Genomic DNA, 16,494 nt, shown 5'->3' with positions numbered 1-16,494 from the left:
ACAATGTCTGACTACAAAGCTCCCCTGCGCGACATGCGCTTCGTACTCAACGAGGTTTTCGAGGTCTCCCGGCGATGGGCCAAAATGCCCGGCCTGGCCGAGGTGATCGATGCCGAAACCGCAGCCGCGATTCTTGAAGAGGCGGGCAAGATCAGTGCTGAAGTGATCGCGCCGCTGAACCGTGACAGTGATGAACAGGGCTGTACCTGGAGCAACGGTTCGGTCAGCGCCCCGGATGGTTTTGCGGCGGCGTACCAGGCGTTCGCCGAGGGCGGTTGGGGCGGTGTCGGTGGCGACCCGCAGTTCGGTGGCATGGGCATGCCCAAGGTGATTTCGGCGCAGGTCGAGGAGATGGTCAATTCGGCCAGCCTGTCATTCGGCCTGTACCCGATGCTGACGGCGGGTGCATGCCTGTCGATCAACGCGCATGCCAGCGAAGAACTCAAGCAACGCTTTCTGCCGAACCTGTACGCCGGAGTCTGGGCCGGTTCGATGTGCCTGACCGAAGCCCATGCCGGCACCGACCTGGGCCTGATCCGCACCCGCGCCGAGCCCCAGGCCGACGGCAGCTACAGGATCAGTGGCAGCAAGATTTTCATCACCGGCGGTGAACACGACCTGACCGAAAACATCATTCACCTGGTACTGGCCAGGCTGCCGGATGCGCCGGCCGGTCCCAAAGGTATTTCGCTGTTTCTGGTGCCCAAGGTGCTGGTCAATGCCGACGGTTCGCTGGGCGAACGTAACGCGCTGTCCTGCGGCTCGATCGAGCACAAGATGGGCATCAAGGCGTCTGCCACCTGTGTGATGAACTTTGACGGCGCCACGGGCTGGATCATCGACGCGCCGAACAAGGGCCTGGCGGCGATGTTCACCATGATGAATTACGAACGCCTGGGCGTCGGCATTCAAGGCTTGGCCCTGGGCGAGCGCTCGTACCAGAACGCCATCGACTATGCCCGCGAACGCACCCAGAGCCGTGCGCCGACCGGTCCGCAGGCCCCCCACCAATCAGCCGACCCGATCATCGCGCACCCGGATGTGCGACGCATGCTGCTGACGATGAAGGCCTTGAACGAAGGCGGGCGCGCCTTCTCGACTTACGTGGCGTTGCAACTGGACACTGCCAAGTTCAGCGACGACGCCGTCACCCGCCACCGCGCGCAAGATCTGGTGTCGCTGCTGACCCCGGTGGCCAAGGCGTTTCTGACGGACATGGGCCTGGAAACCACGGTGCACGGCCAGCAGGTTTTCGGCGGTCACGGCTACATCCGTGAGTGGGGGCAGGAGCAACTGGTGCGTGATGTGCGCATCACGCAGATCTACGAAGGCACCAACGGTATCCAGTCGCTGGACCTGGCCGGGCGCAAGATCGTCGGTAGCGGCGGGGCGCTCTACCGCTTGTTCTCCGCCGAAATCCGCCACTTCACCGCCAATGCCTGCGCTGACCTCGGCGAGTTCACCCGACCGTTGAACGCCGCCGTGGACACCCTCGACGAACTGACGGCGTGGCTACTGGATCGCGCCCAAAGCAACCCGAATGAAATCGGCGCCGCCTCGGTCGAGTACCTGCACGTCTTTGGCTACACCGCGTACGCCTACATGTGGGCGCGCATGGCCAAAGCCGCCATGAGCACGCCTTCCAAGGACGATTTCTACGTCAGCAAACTCGCCACCGCACGCTTCTACTTCGCCCGCCTGCTGCCGCGAATCCACTCGTTGAGCGCGTCAGCCAAGGCCGGTAGCGACTGCCTCTACCAACTGGATGCGGCGCAGTTCTGATCGCCGAGCCCACGCAAAACAAGGACCAGGAACCACAACCATGATGGCGACAAAAATAATTCCGCCCGCCGACGGCGCCTACGCCTATCCCTTGCTGATCAAGCAGCTGTTACTGTCCGGCGTGCGCTACGAGCCGGGCCGGGAAATCGTCTATGCCGACAAACTGCGCTACAGCTACCAGACCCTCAATCAGCGGATTCGCCGGTTGGCCAATGCCTTGACGGCAGCCGGCGTCAAGGCCGGTGACACGGTGGCGCTGCTCGATTGGGACAGTCATCGCTACCTGGAATGTTTTTTCGCCGTACCGATGATCGGTGCGGTGCTGCACACCGTGAACATTCGCCTGTCGCCGGATCAGGTGCTCTATACCATGAATCACGCCGAAGACGATTTGGTGCTGGTGCATGATGATTTCCTGCCCCTGATCGAGCCGATTCAGGGGCAGCTCAGCACCGTCAAAGGCTACGTGCGGTTGACCGACGACACGGCAAGCGAAACGTCTCTGCCGGTGCTAGGCGAGTATGAACAGCTGTTGGCGCAATCCCCGGACCAGTATGAGTTCCCTGACTTTGATGAAAACTCGGTCGCGACGTTGTTCTACACCACCGGCACCACTGGCCAGCCTAAAGGCGTGTATTTCACCCACCGTCAATTGGTGCTGCACACGCTGAATGCCGTGGGCACGTTGGGGGTCTATCAAGGTTTGCCGCTGCTGCGTTCCGATGACGTCTACATGCCCATCACGCCGATGTTTCACGTGCATGCATGGGGCGTGCCCTATGTCGCGACCCTGATGGGGCTCAAGCAGGTCTACCCTGGACGCTACGAGCCCAACAGCCTGGTCAGGTTGTACCGTGAAGAGTGCGTGACGTTCTCCCATTGCGTGCCAACGATCCTGCAAATGATCCTCGGCTGCGAGGCGGCGGCAGACAGCCGTTTTGATGGCTGGAAAATGCTCCTGGGCGGCAGCGCGCTGACCTTGGGTATCGCCAGCGAAGCGAGCGCCAAAGGCATCCAGGTGCACAGCGGCTATGGCATGTCGGAAACCTGCCCGATTCTTTGCACCACTTACCTGCGTGAAGAAGACCTCGAACAATCCCGGCAAGCTCAGTTGCCCAAGCGCATCAAGACCGGCACGCCGGTGCCGATGGTCGATCTGAAAATCGTCGATGCCAACGGTAAAGCCGTTGCCCATGACGGCGAGTCATTGGGCGAAATCGTGGTCCGCGCGCCGTGGTTGACGCAAGGTTATTTGAAGGAACCCGAGAAGGGCGCGGAGCTTTGGCTGGGCGGCTGGCTGCACACCGGCGACATGGCCTCTATCGACGCCATGGGCGGGGTGGAAATCAAGGACCGGATCAAGGACGTGATCAAGACGGGCGGGGAGTGGATCAGCTCCCTAGAGCTGGAAAACCTGCTCAGTCAACACCCGGCCGTGATGTCCGTCGCCGTGGTGGGCATTGCCGATGAGCAATGGGGCGAACGACCGATGGCGCTGGTGATCTGCGAACCGGGAACCTTCCTCGACCGACGGATTCTCGAGACGCACCTGCAACAGTTCGTCGAGAGTGGCCGCATCAACAAATGGGCGATCCCCAAGCAGTTCAAATTCGTCGCCGAGATTCCTAAAACCAGCGTCGGCAAGATCAACAAAAAGCTGATTCGGGAAAGCGAAGCGGGCTGAACCGAGAAGCCCGGTGCGCCGGGCTTGTCTTTACGGTATGGCATAGACCTTGAACAGCTTCCTGTCCGTGTCGCTGACGCCGCCCAGGTAGTTGTCGTAGGCTTTTTCAATCTCGCCCGAGCGGTACATTTCACTCAGTGCGGTGTCGACCAGCAGACGGAAATCGTCATCGTCTCGATCCACCGCCATCGCCGCTGGCGAGTATTCGAAAATGCGCGCCAGCAGCCTCAGATTCCCAGCGGGGTATGCTGTGCTGAGCCGGTTTTCCAGCATCATGCGTTCGGCAAAAAAAGCATCGGCCTTGCCCTCGGCAACCCGCTTGAGGCCATCGTCGATACTGTCGACGGTGACCAGTGTGGCGACCACACCCAGCAAGTGCATTTGTTGGCGGATCCACGTCTGGGTGATGCCACCTGCGGTCGTGGCATACGTCTGGTTCGCCAGGCCCTGATTGACCGTCGCACGCCAGGTGGGTCCGGTATGGGCTACTTTGCCGTTGAGCACATTGAGCAATGTCTCGGGCGCCCCTTGGCGTACGACCACCGAGAGGCCGGCCGTGTAGACGGGCACCGTGAAACTGACCGTCTTGCGCCGCTCCAGTGTGGGCGGTGTCGGGGTACAGAGAATGTCGACCTTGCCGGCCCCCACGGCATTCATTTCGTCGGTGGTCTCGACTGACTGGTAACGCACCTGCAACGCAGACAAGCCCAGTTCCGTCTTCACCTTGTCGGCAATTTTCAGGCAAAGCTCGATGGCATAGCCGCTGGCCTTGTAGCCGTCCTCGCTGCTGAAGGGGGCGAAGTGCGGCAGGTAGCCCAGGGTCAGTGTGTGGCTGGCACGTACGCGCTCAAGGGTGTTGGCGCAGGCGAGTGCCGATGACATCGATAGCAGGCAGGCGAGCATCAGACGGGTGGGTGTGCTTATGGGCAGGCGCATATTCTGTTCTCCAAATTCAGATGTCTTTCCATTCTCGAAGACAACGACTAAGGATTGCCGGCCCTGGCCGTCAAGGCGGGCGCCTCGTTGACAAAACGCCGGGCGAGGAAACCATACAGCAGGTAACCGAACGTCAGGACCAGCGCGCCGCCGAACACCGCATCCTTGCCGCAGGCATACAAGGCGTACAACGAATAGGCCACCGCAATCAACAACACCACGGTGTTGCGTGTGTAGATGGCCGGGGAGACCCCGGCCTTGTACATGATGACCAGCAGGCCGGTCAGCGCCGTCACGTAGGGAATCAGGTTGGTCACCGCCGCCAGGCTCACCAGTTTACTGAACTGGGCGCTGGCATCGGGGGAGATGGTCGACAAGGCCATGGCGGTTTGCAGTACGCCACAGGCGATCATGCCAACAATGGGCGCATTGACCGCGTTGACCTTGCTGAACAACTTCAGAAACAGGCCTTGGTCGGCGGTCATCTTCGCCGTTTGCGCCAGGGTGAACTGCCACCCCAGCAACGAGCCGATACAGGCCATGACCGCCAGCGCCATGATGATCTTGCCGACCGTTGGATTGAACATCTGCGCATACACCAGGGCGAAGGGCGCTGATGAGTTGGCTAATTCGGCGTTGGGAATTATGCCTTGGATGACCGTGGTTGACAGCACATACACCACCGCCGCACCCAGCGTTCCGAACAGACACGCCAGCGGCACGTTACGCTTGGGATCGTCCACCGCATCGGAAGCCTGGGCCGCGGACTCCATGCCCAGGAAGGCCCATAGAGTCAGCGGGATGGCCTTGCCGATGGCTTCGGAAACCGCCAGGTTGTTTGGGTTCCAGGCAGCGATCAGCACGTCGGACTTGAACCAGAACCAGCCGAAGACGCTCAGCCCCGCCACCGGAATGATCACGCCCCAGACCGTGATTGCGCCGATTTTTCCGGTAATGCCCGGGCCACCGAAATTGGCCACGATCGTCAGCCAGATCAAGCCAACCGTGCCCACGAACAACGGTACCGCGCCGGTGCCGAACCAGGGAACGAACGACGTCATGTAACCGACCGCGGAAATGGCAACGGCCACATTGGCAATCGCCAGGGATAGAAAGTACAGGTACGAGCAGATGAAGAACCCCGACTTGCCATGCGCTTCTTCGGTATAGGCAGACAAACCGCCCGAACGCGGACAGAAAATTCCGCACTGGGCAAAACAGTAGGCAATCGCCATCGAGCCGATGGCCGTGAAGATCCACGACAACAACGAGACCGCGCCTAACTGGGCCATGTTGGTGGGTAACATGATGATGCCGGAGCCCATCATGTTGACCGTGACCAGCGTGGTCAGCCCCATGAGGCTCATCTTCTTGCTTGAATCGGCCATCGGAATACTCCTTGCCCTGTTCAAAGCATTGACCCCGCCCGGCGCCATCGTTGGGGGAGCGTTTAAAATCGCGGGGAGCGCCCATCGGATGTCGGGCGCAGGCCGATTCGTGCAGTGCTTCAGCGCGGCGAAGCCACTGTGAACGTGTCCGCCTCGGTCACCCAACCGCCACCGGTTGCCTTGTAAACATCGACCATGGCGTTCAACACCAGACCCCGGGTCTGGGTGTAGCTCAACTCGGCGTCGAACAGGCTGCGCTCCGCATCCAGCACTTCGATGTAGCTGGTGTAGCCATTGTCGTAACGCAGCCGCGCAAACTTGGTGTAGGTGCGCAACGCTTCGACCTGATTGGCCTGGGAGGCCATCTGCTCGCGGGATTTGCTCGCGGTGACCAGCGCGTTTTCGACATCCCGGAACGCCGATTGAATCGATTGCTGGTAGCTCAACAGCGCTTGTTGTTGAAACGCCTCGGCCTGCTGGACCTGCCCGGCGATGCCGCCGGCGGTGAAGATCGGCATGCTTGCCGCGACCCCATAGGACCAGGTCGCAGCGGGGCCGGTGAACAGGTTGGAGAGTTGATTACTAGCCGAACCGAGCAGACCGGTCAGGGAGATCGTCGGGAAGTACAACGCCTTGGCGGCACCGATCCGGGCGTTGGCGGAAATCAGGTCGAGCTCGGCCTGGCGCAGGTCGGGACGCCGCTCGAGCAAGTCCGACGGCAGACCGGCCGGCACTGACGGCAGGGCCAGTTGCTCCAGGTCACGCCCGCGGATGATGGGCCCGGGGTTGCGTCCGAGCAGCACGGCCAGGTTGTTTTCCTGTACGCCAACCTGCGATTCGAATTGCGCGACCGAGGCCTGGGTGCGCTGGAACTCGGAGAGGTTTTGCGCCAGCTCCATTTCGGAAATGGTCCCGGCGCCAAAGCGCAGTTTGAAGATTTCGTAGGAGTCGCCACGCGCCTTGGCGGTGGTGCGGGCGATTTGCAGTTCCTGGTCAAGATCGCGCAGGGTGATGTAGCTGGACGCCACCGATGACACCAAACTGAGAATAACCGTACGCCGGCCTTCCTCCGAGGCTAGCAAGTCGGCACGCGCGGACTCGTTGAGGCGCCGCAGGCGACCCCAGACATCCAGCTCCCAACTGGCGCTGAGATTGGCCTGGTAGTTGTTGAATATCGGGTCGACGCTGGAATCCAGCGGTACCGGGCCGTTGTCGCGGGGCGCCCGGTTGCGGGTGCCTTGCACGCCGAGGCCAACCTGCGGAAACAATTGCGAGCGCACGACGCCGTAACGGCCCTGGAATTCCTCGACCCGCGCGGCGGCGATCTTGATGTCCTTGTTCTCGGCCAGGGCACTGCGAATCAGCTCATTGAGCACCGGGTCCTTGAACTGCTCCCACCACAGGGTGTTCGACAGATCGTGTGCCTCCTTGTCGGCATAGCGATAGGCAGCCGGGGCGTCAGTGGCGGGGCGCTGATAATCCGGGCCGACCATGCAGCCGGTCAGGCCCAGGCACAGCAGGAAGGGGAGATGAGCGGTGCGCATCTCAATCTCCCTCATGTCGGTGTTGAGGGGCACCCTTGGGAAGCTCCCCGGAGGACAGTGGCGAGGGGAGCTGGGCGGGGGGCTTGATCAGGCCTTTTTTCTCGGTCAACCGTTCGACCAGGTAGTAGAACAGCGGGATGAAGAAGATGGCGATGACGGTGGCGGCGAGCATCCCGCCGATCACCCCCGTACCGATGGAGTGGCGACTGTTTTCCGAGGCACCGACGGCAATGGCCAGCGGCACACACCCGAGGATAAAGGCCAGTGATGTCATCACGATGGGCCGCAGGCGCTCTTTTGCCGCGGTCATGGCGGCATCGTAGGCCGACATGCCGTTTTCCCGGTTCAGCACCGCAAACTCGAAAATCAGAATGGCGTTCTTGGCGGCCAGCGCGACCAGCATGGTCAGGCCGATCTGGAAATAAACGTCGTTGCTCAACCCTCGAATCAACACGGCGAGCAGGGCACCGAACAAGGCGAAAGGCACCGCCAGCAACACACCCACCGGCAGGGACCATTTCTCGTACTGCGCTGCGAGGATCAGGAACACCATGATCAGGCCGAAAATGAACACTTGGGACGAAGCGCCGCCGCTTTTCTTCTCTTCGAACGCTTCGCCGCTCAGGGCCAGCGCATAGTCGTTGGTCATGATCTCAGCGCTGATTTCTTCCAAAGCTTTCAGTGCCTGGCCGGAGCTGTAGCCAGGGGCTGCGTTGGCGGTGAGTTTCACGGCCGGGAAGTTGTTGAAACGCGTCAGCAAGTCAGGGCCGGTGACGTAGCGGGTGGTCAGCAAGGCCTTGAGCGGCACCATCTCAAGGTTCTTGCTGCGCACGTAAATCTGTTGCAGGTCCTCGGCCTTGAGGCGATAGATCGGCTCGGCTTGCAAAATGACCTGCCACAGGCGACTGAATTTGTTGAATTGAGACACGTAGAGCGAGCCGAACATGGTTTGCATCGTGCTGTAGACATCTTCTACCGGCACCCCCAGCGTTTCCGCCTTTTCCCGGTCGACGTCCACCAGCAGCTGGCGCGAGAACACGTTGAACGTGGAGGTAATGGCGCCGAGTTCCGGGCGCTGTTTCGCCTTGGCAACCAGCGTCCCGACCATTTCAGCCAGTTGGCCGATACTGGCGTCGCCCTTGCTTTGCACCCACACCTCCATGCCCCCAGTCGTACCCAGGCCGGGAATGGACGGCGGATTCACCGGCAGAATGATCCCGCCTTGCACCGTGGAAAAAGCGTGGGCCGCTTTCTGGATGACCGCTGGAGCGCTTTGTTCCTTGATCGTGTCCGAGTCCTTGTAACGGCCCTCGAAATCCTTGAAGCCAACGAAAAAAGCGGCCGCATTGTTCTTGTTCTGGCCGTCCAGCAGGCTGTAGCCGTTAACGATGGCAACGCCCTCGACCGAGGCATCGTTCATGAAGAAATCACTGGCCACTTTCCCGACTTCGCCGGTGCGATCGAGGCTGGCGGCGTCGGGCATGATCACGGCCCCCAGCAAGTAACCCTGGTCTTCTGGCGGCAGGAAGGCACTGGGTATGCGTTGCGCCATCAACAGGATCAACACGATCATGCCGGCAAAGAGCAACAAGGCCAGGACGAAGCGTTTGATCATGAACGCGACCGATCGCGAATAGCTGTCGGTCATGCGTTCGAAGCTGCGCTCGAACCAGCGGAAGAATGCGTTTTTGTCACCGTGCTGGGGCTTGAGCAGCAGCGCGGCCAGGGCCGGTGAAAGGGTCAGGGCAACGAGGCCGGAAATCACCACGGAAATGGCGATGGTGATCGCGAACTGTTTGTACAGTTGGCCAGTAATGCCGCCCATGAACGCCACCGGGATGAACACCGCACACAGCACCAGGACAATGGCGACCACCGGGCCGGCCACTTCATCCATGGCCCGTTTGGCGGCGTCCTTGGGCGACATCTTGTGGACTTGCATGTTGCGTTCGACGTTTTCGATTACCACGATGGCGTCGTCCACCACGATGCCGATCGCCAGCACCATGCCGAACAGCGTCAGCATGTTCACCGAAAAACCCAGGGCCGACATGCCAATAAAGGTGCCGACAATCGACACTGGCACCGCCAACACCGGAATCAGCGTGGCCCGCAGGCTCTGCAAGAAGATGAACACCACCACGACCACCAGCACCAACGCTTCGAAAAAGGTGTGGATCACCTCGGTAATCGACGCGCGGGTAAACGCGGTGGTGTCCATGACGATCTTGTATTCGATGCCCTCGGGAAAGGTCGCCTTCATCTGCGCCAGCGTCGAGGTGACGGCAGCGGACACATCGAGGGCGTTGGCGCCGGGTTGTTGATACACGGCAATCAGCGTCGCCGGTTTTCCTTGGTAAGTGCTGCGCAACGAGTAGTCTTTTTGCCCGAGTTCGGCCCGGCCAATGTCCTTGAGACGGACAATGGCGGCGCCGTCGTTGCTGGCGCGCAGAATAATGTTCTCAAATTCGGCAGGTTCGGTCAGCCGCCCTTTGGTGGTCACCGCAAAGGACTGCTCCACGGCCTGCCCCGTGGGGGACTGGCCGACCCGGCCCACCGCGAACTGCTGGTTCTGATTGGCCACGGCTTTCTGCACATCCGCCGCGGTGATGCCCAGTTGCGCCATGCGGTCGGGCTTGAGCCAGATCCGCATCGCGTAGTCAGGCGTACCGAAAATGCTCGCCTGGTTGGCCCCCGGGATGCGCTTGATGGCGTCCAGAATGTACAGGTTGGCGTAGTTGGCGACGTAGGTGCTGTCGTAGCGATCGCCGGCGGAGTAAACCGCCAGGACCATCATGAAGGCCGATGATTTCTTCTGTACCTGGATGCCCTGGCTCTGCACGGCGGAGGGCAGTTGCGGCAGTGCGAGGTTGACCCGGTTTTGCACGTCGACCTGGGCCAGCGAAGGGTCGGTGCCGATTTCGAAGAACACGTTGAGGGTCATGTTGCCCGTCGCCGAGCTCGACGAGTTCATGTAGATCATGTTGTCGGCACCGTTGACCTGCTGCTCGATCGGCGCCGCCACATTGTTAGCCACGACCAGTGCATCGGCGCCCGGGTAGGTTGCCGCAACCGTAATCTGTGGGGGTGTGATGTCAGGGTATTGGGCGACAGGCAGTTGGACCATTGCCACCGCGCCAGCCAGGGTGATGATGATCGAGATCACCGAGGCGAAAATCGGGCGATCAATGCAATAGTGGGAAATGCTCATGGGCTGTGCCCACTGTTTTGCGCGGCCACGGCCGCTTTCGTCGCCGGCGCCACGTCCGGGACCGGTGGAGTAGGGGAGATGATATTCAGCGCTCCGCCAGGGGTGACCCGGATTGCCCCGTCGACCACAATGCGCTCACCCGCCTGCAAGCCTTTGGTAATGAACCAGTCGTCACCATGCCAGTCACCCACCTCGACAACGCGCTGCTCCGGTTTGCCCTCGGCATTGACGACCCAGACGAAATGGCTTTTGGCGCCTTCCAGCACCGCCTTTTGTGGAACCACAATGGCGTTCGGCCGGGTAGCGCCGATGGCCCGCGCCCGCACGAACTGGCCGGGGCGCAACAGGCTGGTCGGGTTCGCCACCACGGCCCGAACCAGAAAGGTTCCGGTGTCCTGGCTGTAGGAGGGCGCGGCAAAATTCAGGCGACCGCGGTCGGGCACCACGGTGCCGTCGGCCAGTACTATCTCCACGACAAACTCGCTGCGAGGCGGAAAGATGAGATGACCGGCCGCAATCTCGTCGCGGTACTTCAGGGTCTCGTTTTCCGAAAGGCTGAAATTGACGTAGATCGGGTCCATCTGCGACACAGTGGTCAGCAGGCCTGATTCACCGGGAGTGACGTAACTGCCTTCCTGCTTTTTGGCAAAGCTTGAAAGGCCGGTGAGGGGAGAGCTGATGGTGGTGTAACTTAGGTTCAATTGCTCGGTGCGGACCGAGCCCTCGGCGGCCAGTACAGCGGCGCGGGTTTGACGCTCGTCACCGACGGCGTTGTCCAGGTCCATCTTGCTGACCGCATTCTGTGCCGCCAGGGGACGCACGCGCGCCAGGGTGGCTTTGGCCACCTCCCACCGCGCCTGTTGCTGGGCCAGTTGTCCCTGGGCTGACAGCAACGCGGCTTCGAAGGGTTTACGGTCCATCTGAAACAGGGTTTGCCCGGCCTTCACCAGATCGCCTTCGGTGTATAGCCGCTTCTCGAGGAAACCGGCCACTCGGGCGCGGATCTCGACCTCGCGGGAGCTCTGGGTTTGTGCGACGAATTCAAAGGTAACTGGCGTGTTGCGCGTGGTGACGGTCATGACCGTCACATCGGGGGGCTGGCGGGCGGGAGAGGCGGGCTCTTTACCGCAGCCGGCAAGCAGGACCAGTCCCCCTGCCAGAGTGACGATCGGTAAGATGAAGAGCCGTCTGACAGCAATCATAGTCACGCCAAGCTCCATAGAGGCCACCCGATCAGAAGCGTAGTCACTATCCCTGCATATCGCTAATTCGCGAATGCAACCCGAAGCGCAGGGTTGGGACCGGCATCATTGCGGTTTTGGGTCGACCGTCACTTCCTTCCAGCTGTTGTCCGGATCAAACAGCTTCATCGACTGAGCGAGCTTGCCGCTTTGGGGGCCCAGGTCTTTCTCGAACACCTGTCCTTCATGGCTGATCATGAAGCTCATCACACCGGTGTCGTCGTATTTTGCCGGCCAGGCGATCAGTGCGAAGCCGCGGCTCATTTTGTCTCCGATCAAGTAGCTGTAAGCCCCGCCGGGTGCCGACGGGCCTTGTCCCTTGAGAATGCGAAAATGGTAACCGTGCCAGTCCTCGCCGACAGTGGTGTTGCCGAACAATGGACCTAGCGGGCTGATCTGACCGCTGTCGTCATCCGCCCAATAGAGTCCGTCGTGTGTGCCCGGTGTACTGAAGATGTTCTGCGCGTATTCAAGTGTGCCGTCACCTTCACGGTCCACCGACGCGTAGTCCATCTGGGCGTCGTGATAGGTCAGCACGGATTGCACCGTGGAGAGTTCGTTGCGGCCGATTCGCCGTGCACGGATTTCAGCGCTGCCGGCCTTCATGTCGAACCGCCAGCCGTTTGCCCCTTTAACCATGGGGATCGGCAGTGTCCAGTGGTCACTGCCGACCGCCAATAGGGTCTTGCGATCACTGAGTTTTTCGATCTGATGTTGCTCGTGATATTGCTGCAAAAACGCATCCACGTCGCTGCGTTGCACACCCTCGCGGGGAATGACGCTGCGCCAGTCTTCCCCCAGCAACTCGGTGAGGCGTGCCTGATCGGCGTGTTCCGTACCGAGCGCCTTGACGAACGCTTCAGCGGCCTTTTCCGGCGTTGAGAATGCCTGCTGCGCCATCGCCATGCACGACCACGCCAAGCCTGTGGTGATCGCCAGAGCGGTTATGAGCGTTGTGACTCGATGTTGGCTGTTCACCGACGGCCCCCTCTCGAACGCATTGGGGCGGACGGCCGGCTGATCTGATGACCGGCAGAACGCATGGCGCTCGGACGCTGAGCGGAAGCCTGGCTGGCCCGGCCACGTAGGGCTTGTGCATTGGTCTGGGAGGGTGAGCGCACGCCGGCGAATGCGTTGTTGCGGGCACTGCCGGGGCTGGCGGCCGGCCGATTTTGCGTACCCTGGCGCGTCTGGGAGAGGTCCTGCCTGCGCTGACTCACCTGAGCATCCTGCCTTCTGGGCTGCGGGTTCTCGCGAATGTTTTTGCCATCGCGTTGGCTTCTGTCAGCCACTTTCGGTCTGTCTGCGCCAGCCTGCATTCGATTACCTGCCGAGATTCCCGACTGCGCCTGGCGGGCTTGATCACGGGCTTGTCGGTTGCTAGTGGCCGGTCTCTCGAAACCGCTTCTGTCCATGGCGCCACGGGCATTTTCACGGGCCTGGGCGCGCTGGGCATTGTCGCCCCGATAGGCTTGGCGCTGAGTGGCACCGTTAAGTTGGCGGCCAAATTCCTGGCGGCTTCTGTTGTCTCGATAGGGAACACCGTCGCGATGCACTGCGTTGTGCTGCCACTTGTTCTGATTGTTGGTGATCTGGTTGTTGCGATTGATGTTGTTGTAGCGATTGACGTCGATGTCGATGTCGTTATTGCCCCAGTCACAGTCGCCCCATAACGAGCCGATGATCGCGACGCCGGTACCGAACGCCAGCCCGGCCATCAATGCCGAACCGGGGTAATAGGCGGGTGGCGGCGGGTAGTAGACGGGGGGCGAAGCCGGATAGGCCCAGGTGCCGTAGGTGGTTGTCGGGTTATAGGCAGGAACGTACACCACCTGCGGATCGGCGGGTTGAATGATGATAGTGGACGAGGAGCTGGCCGGGGGCCGAGGATGCGATTGTCGATGGCGATGCAGGTGCCGCGGCGGGGGCCGTCACATTCTGCACCGTCACGTTCTGATACTGGTTGCTCTGCAGGTTGCCCGCGGCCTGCGCTTGATGCCGCAAGCGTTGCACGCCGCCCATCACATCGTCGGGCTGCGCCAGGAAGGCGTCGCCCAGTCGCTGAACCCAGGCGGGATCCTGCCCCAGCGTCACCAGCACCTGCGGAAAGGCGACCAGCGCTTGCACGCTAGGGTCCCAGGGCTGACTGGCTACTTTTTTGACTGCATCATCGCCTTTGGCTTTGGGGTTCGCTTTAGACCAGGTGACGGCTTCGGCGACTTCCCCTGGGTAGGTGCTGGCCATCAGCACCTGTGCAAGGAGTGGGTCCGGATAAAGGGCAATCGGCGCCAGCATCTGATCCAGCTGCTCCTCAGTAAAGACCGCATCCTTGGCGGCCGCCGCCACGGGTGGCGCATCGGCAGCGGTGGCATCCGGTGACTGCGCCAGACAAGCAGAACCCTGCAAAAACAGTACAACTGACACCGCGTAAAATAATGGAATGCGCATTGCGCCCCCCATGTGGCCAGGCAGGCTGGCGATGATCGGATAATGCTCAGTACAGCTGACTTTCAGACGCTTTGCCGAGTAAGGCCCTGCCATTCATCCTGCGGTACTCACGGAAACAGCGCTGTCGGACTCAAGTCCTGTCGTTCGAGGCCACGCTTGTCGGCGAACGTCGCTAGCGTGACGTTTTGACCTTCATGACTTCGGTATAAATGGCATCGATCGTCTGACCCACCTGAAGTTTCTTCATTCTTTCCTGAAGCTTCGGGTCTTCGACTTTCAGCACAGTCACTTTTCCCTCTGGCGGAAGTAAGGTCACCTCATGCTGTTTCAAGTCGATGCGAGTGATCTTCGACGTGACCTTGACCTGGCGAACCGCTTCACCTCCGGGGTTGGGATCGTCCTTGGCGGCGCGGATGGTCATGGCTTCATTCGTGACGCCCGGTTCGCCGCCAACATCGGTATCAAGTACATAAGCGACCGAACGAACTACCTGAATATCGACCGTGTCGCCGACTTTCAAATTGTGCAGGTTCTTGGCCTGATCGGTGAGCTGGATGGGGATTGGACTCTTGTTGCGATCTTCGATAGTGACCTGGTAGTTCGCGGGGTCAACGGCCAGTACGCGAGAAACGATATGACCTTCCATGGCCGTGCTGCCCAACGGGATATCGGCGGCATGGACCGTCAGGCAGGCGGTCGAGAGGAGTGAAGCGAGGGCAACGGCGCGGATGGGTTTCATGGGTCTGCTGTTCCATAGAGGGTAGACAGAACGAATCCAGGTCACTCGAAGTGCTCAGGATTGATGGGGTCTCCGGACTGCATGTTCAGTTGCACCCGCACATCTTCGAACATCTTGTCGTAGGGTTTGTGGACTGAACCAATGTTGCTCTGCGACTTCGGAATCCCGTATTTCTCGGCGATTTTTGTGACGTTGCTGGCGAAGTTATAGGCTTGATCCTTGGGCAGGAAAAACGATTCCGTCATGTCCTTGCCCTGAATGCTGCCGTGCATTGTGAACTGCATCCCTTTGCCCTGTTTGGGATCCTGGGTGACTTCATAGTCTATGTGCAGGTTGTAGCTGACATCCTTGTCGTTCAGTGCGTGTCGCTCGATGTGCAGGTGACCGGGTTCGAACGTAGCCATTGTCGACTCTCCTCGAAAAAGACCTTGAATCGGGGCAGACCGGGCCTGCCCCCTATGTTCACGCGTCTATGAGTACGAAATACCGGGTGTCGCGGTGCTGATGCGGGTGCCGGCCTTGCCTTGGACGATCGCTTCGATATCCGAGAGCGAGCCGATCACCGCAGTCTTTCCAGTATGGCGGGCGAATTCGCAGGCTGCCTGCACCTTCGGTCCCATGGACCCCGCCGCGAAGCCGAGGGTTTCCATGTCGTCCGGGTGAGCCTGGGCGATGGCTTTCTGGGTTGGTTTGCCGAAATCGATGAAGGCGGCACTGACGTCGGTGGCGATCACCAGCAGATCCGCGTCAAGCTGTTCGGCCAGCAGCGCCGAGCACAGGTCTTTGTCGATGACCGCTTCGACGCCTTCCAGTTTGCCTGGCGACGTGTACAGGGTCGGAATGCCGCCGCCACCGGCACAGATCACGATGCTGCCCTTGTCCAGCAACCACTGGATCGGGCGTATTTCGAAGATGCGTTTCGGTTTGGGGCTGGCGACCACGCGGCGATACTTGTCGCCATCCGGGGCAATGGCCCAGCCTTTTTCGGCCGCTAGTTTTTCCGCCTCGGCTTTGGTGTACACCGGGCCGATGGGTTTGGTGGGGTTCTGGAAGGCTGGGTCGTTGGCGTCGACTTCGACCTGGGTCAGCAAAGTGGCGAAGGGGACTTCGAAGTCCAGCAGATTGCCCAGTTCCTGTTCGATGATGTAGCCGATCATGCCTTCGGTTTCGGCGCCGAGCACGTCCAGCGGATAGGGTGACACCGAGGTATAAGCCGCTGCCTGCAAGGACAGCAACCCGACCTGCGGACCATTGCCGTGGGCGATGACCAGTTGGTTGCCGGGGTGGATCTTGGCAATTTGCTCGGTGGCGATACGGATATTGGCGCGCTGGTTGTCCGAGGTCATGGGTTCCCCCCGGCGGAGCAGGGCGTTACCGCCCAGAGCGACGACGATACGCATAATGCAGTCCTTCTAAACAGAGAAGTAACAGGAGACACAGTTCCCTGTGGGAGCGTGGCTTGCCCGCGATGCAGACACCTCGGTGCATTAGGCACACCGCGTCGATCCTATCGCGGGCAAG

11 protein-coding genes and 1 pseudogene are annotated in these 16,494 nt (G+C 60.7%); 2 read left to right on the top strand and 10 right to left on the bottom strand.

Annotated features, from left to right (window positions below):
- Positions 1–3: 3 nt before the first annotated feature.
- Both ACIPL2_RS02560 and ACIPL2_RS02555 read left to right on the top strand, forming a co-directional pair.
- Complete coding sequence (locus ACIPL2_RS02560; protein WP_401352707.1) at positions 4–1,782, top strand: acyl-CoA dehydrogenase C-terminal domain-containing protein; 1,779 nt, start codon at positions 4–6, stop codon at positions 1,780–1,782.
- Positions 1,783–1,822: 40 nt separating this feature from the next.
- Positions 1,823–3,466: a fatty acid--CoA ligase gene (locus ACIPL2_RS02555; protein ID WP_401352705.1), complete on the top strand. Its 1,644-nt coding sequence runs from the start codon at positions 1,823–1,825 to the stop codon at positions 3,464–3,466.
- A 30-nt stretch (positions 3,467–3,496) separates the two neighbouring features.
- Here ACIPL2_RS02555 and ACIPL2_RS02550 read toward each other — a convergent pair whose 3' ends face one another.
- From ACIPL2_RS02550 to arcC, 10 genes and pseudogenes are all read right to left on the bottom strand, one after another.
- Positions 3,497–4,402, bottom strand: a complete 906-nt coding sequence (locus tag ACIPL2_RS02550; RefSeq protein WP_401352703.1) for an amino acid ABC transporter substrate-binding protein — start codon at positions 4,400–4,402, stop codon at positions 3,497–3,499.
- Positions 4,403–4,449: 47 nt separating this feature from the next.
- Entirely contained in the window at positions 4,450–5,790 is a 1,341-nt protein-coding gene (gene potE, locus ACIPL2_RS02545; protein WP_401352702.1) for a putrescine-ornithine antiporter, read from the bottom strand.
- A gap of 119 nt (positions 5,791–5,909) precedes the next feature.
- Complete coding sequence (locus tag ACIPL2_RS02540) at positions 5,910–7,334, bottom strand: efflux transporter outer membrane subunit (RefSeq protein WP_401352700.1); 1,425 nt, start codon at positions 7,332–7,334, stop codon at positions 5,910–5,912.
- Position 7,335: 1 nt separating this feature from the next.
- Positions 7,336–10,545, bottom strand: coding sequence for an efflux RND transporter permease subunit (locus tag ACIPL2_RS02535; RefSeq protein WP_401352698.1), 3,210 nt, complete (start codon positions 10,543–10,545; stop codon positions 7,336–7,338).
- Positions 10,542–11,624 carry an efflux RND transporter periplasmic adaptor subunit gene (locus ACIPL2_RS02530; protein WP_401352697.1) on the bottom strand — a complete coding sequence of 361 codons (1,083 nt, stop codon included), beginning with the start codon at positions 11,622–11,624 and terminating at the stop codon, positions 10,542–10,544. The genes ACIPL2_RS02535 and ACIPL2_RS02530 overlap by 4 nt, the downstream gene beginning before the upstream one ends.
- A 228-nt stretch (positions 11,625–11,852) precedes the next feature.
- On the bottom strand, positions 11,853–12,692 hold the full coding sequence (locus ACIPL2_RS02525) for a DUF2950 domain-containing protein (RefSeq protein ID WP_401353346.1): 840 nt from the start codon (positions 12,690–12,692) through the stop codon (positions 11,853–11,855).
- A gap of 68 nt (positions 12,693–12,760) precedes the next feature.
- Positions 12,761–14,234: pseudogene (locus ACIPL2_RS02520) on the bottom strand (DUF3300 domain-containing protein).
- Positions 14,235–14,406: 172 nt separating this feature from the next.
- Positions 14,407–14,973, bottom strand: coding sequence for a hypothetical protein (locus ACIPL2_RS02515; protein ID WP_401352695.1), 567 nt, complete (start codon positions 14,971–14,973; stop codon positions 14,407–14,409).
- Positions 14,974–15,014: 41 nt separating this feature from the next.
- Positions 15,015–15,377, bottom strand: coding sequence for a DUF5064 family protein (locus tag ACIPL2_RS02510; protein WP_401352694.1), 363 nt, complete (start codon positions 15,375–15,377; stop codon positions 15,015–15,017).
- A gap of 66 nt (positions 15,378–15,443) precedes the next feature.
- Complete coding sequence (gene arcC / locus ACIPL2_RS02505; protein WP_401352692.1) at positions 15,444–16,373, bottom strand: carbamate kinase; 930 nt, start codon at positions 16,371–16,373, stop codon at positions 15,444–15,446.
- Positions 16,374–16,494: the final 121 nt, after the last annotated feature.

Origin of the sequence: Pseudomonas sp. NPDC086251 (assembly GCF_044746405.1) — a bacterium.
Lineage (GTDB): Bacteria > Pseudomonadota > Gammaproteobacteria > Pseudomonadales > Pseudomonadaceae > Aquipseudomonas.
Note: the sequence above shows the minus strand (reverse complement) of the source record. Positions and strands in the feature narration are given on the sequence as shown.

What these genes read in the sequence shown, in the direction of transcription:
- ACIPL2_RS02510 (WP_401352694.1), bottom strand. Translation starts at nt 15,377, where the DNA reads ATGGCTACGTTCGAACCCGGTCACCTGCACATCGAGCGACACGCACTG.
- ACIPL2_RS02525 (WP_401353346.1), bottom strand. Translation starts at nt 12,692, where the DNA reads ATGGCGATGGCGCAGCAGGCATTCTCAACGCCGGAAAAGGCCGCTGAA.
- ACIPL2_RS02535 (WP_401352698.1), bottom strand. Translation starts at nt 10,545, where the DNA reads ATGAGCATTTCCCACTATTGCATTGATCGCCCGATTTTCGCCTCGGTG.
- arcC (WP_401352692.1), bottom strand. Translation starts at nt 16,373, where the DNA reads ATGCGTATCGTCGTCGCTCTGGGCGGTAACGCCCTGCTCCGCCGGGGG.
- ACIPL2_RS02555 (WP_401352705.1), top strand. Translation starts at nt 1,823, where the DNA reads ATGATGGCGACAAAAATAATTCCGCCCGCCGACGGCGCCTACGCCTAT.
- ACIPL2_RS02515 (WP_401352695.1), bottom strand. Translation starts at nt 14,973, where the DNA reads ATGAAACCCATCCGCGCCGTTGCCCTCGCTTCACTCCTCTCGACCGCC.
- ACIPL2_RS02560 (WP_401352707.1), top strand. Translation starts at nt 4, where the DNA reads ATGTCTGACTACAAAGCTCCCCTGCGCGACATGCGCTTCGTACTCAAC.
- ACIPL2_RS02530 (WP_401352697.1), bottom strand. Translation starts at nt 11,624, where the DNA reads ATGACCGTCACCACGCGCAACACGCCAGTTACCTTTGAATTCGTCGCA.
- ACIPL2_RS02540 (WP_401352700.1), bottom strand. Translation starts at nt 7,334, where the DNA reads ATGCGCACCGCTCATCTCCCCTTCCTGCTGTGCCTGGGCCTGACCGGC.
- potE (WP_401352702.1), bottom strand. Translation starts at nt 5,790, where the DNA reads ATGGCCGATTCAAGCAAGAAGATGAGCCTCATGGGGCTGACCACGCTG.
- ACIPL2_RS02550 (WP_401352703.1), bottom strand. Translation starts at nt 4,402, where the DNA reads ATGCGCCTGCCCATAAGCACACCCACCCGTCTGATGCTCGCCTGCCTG.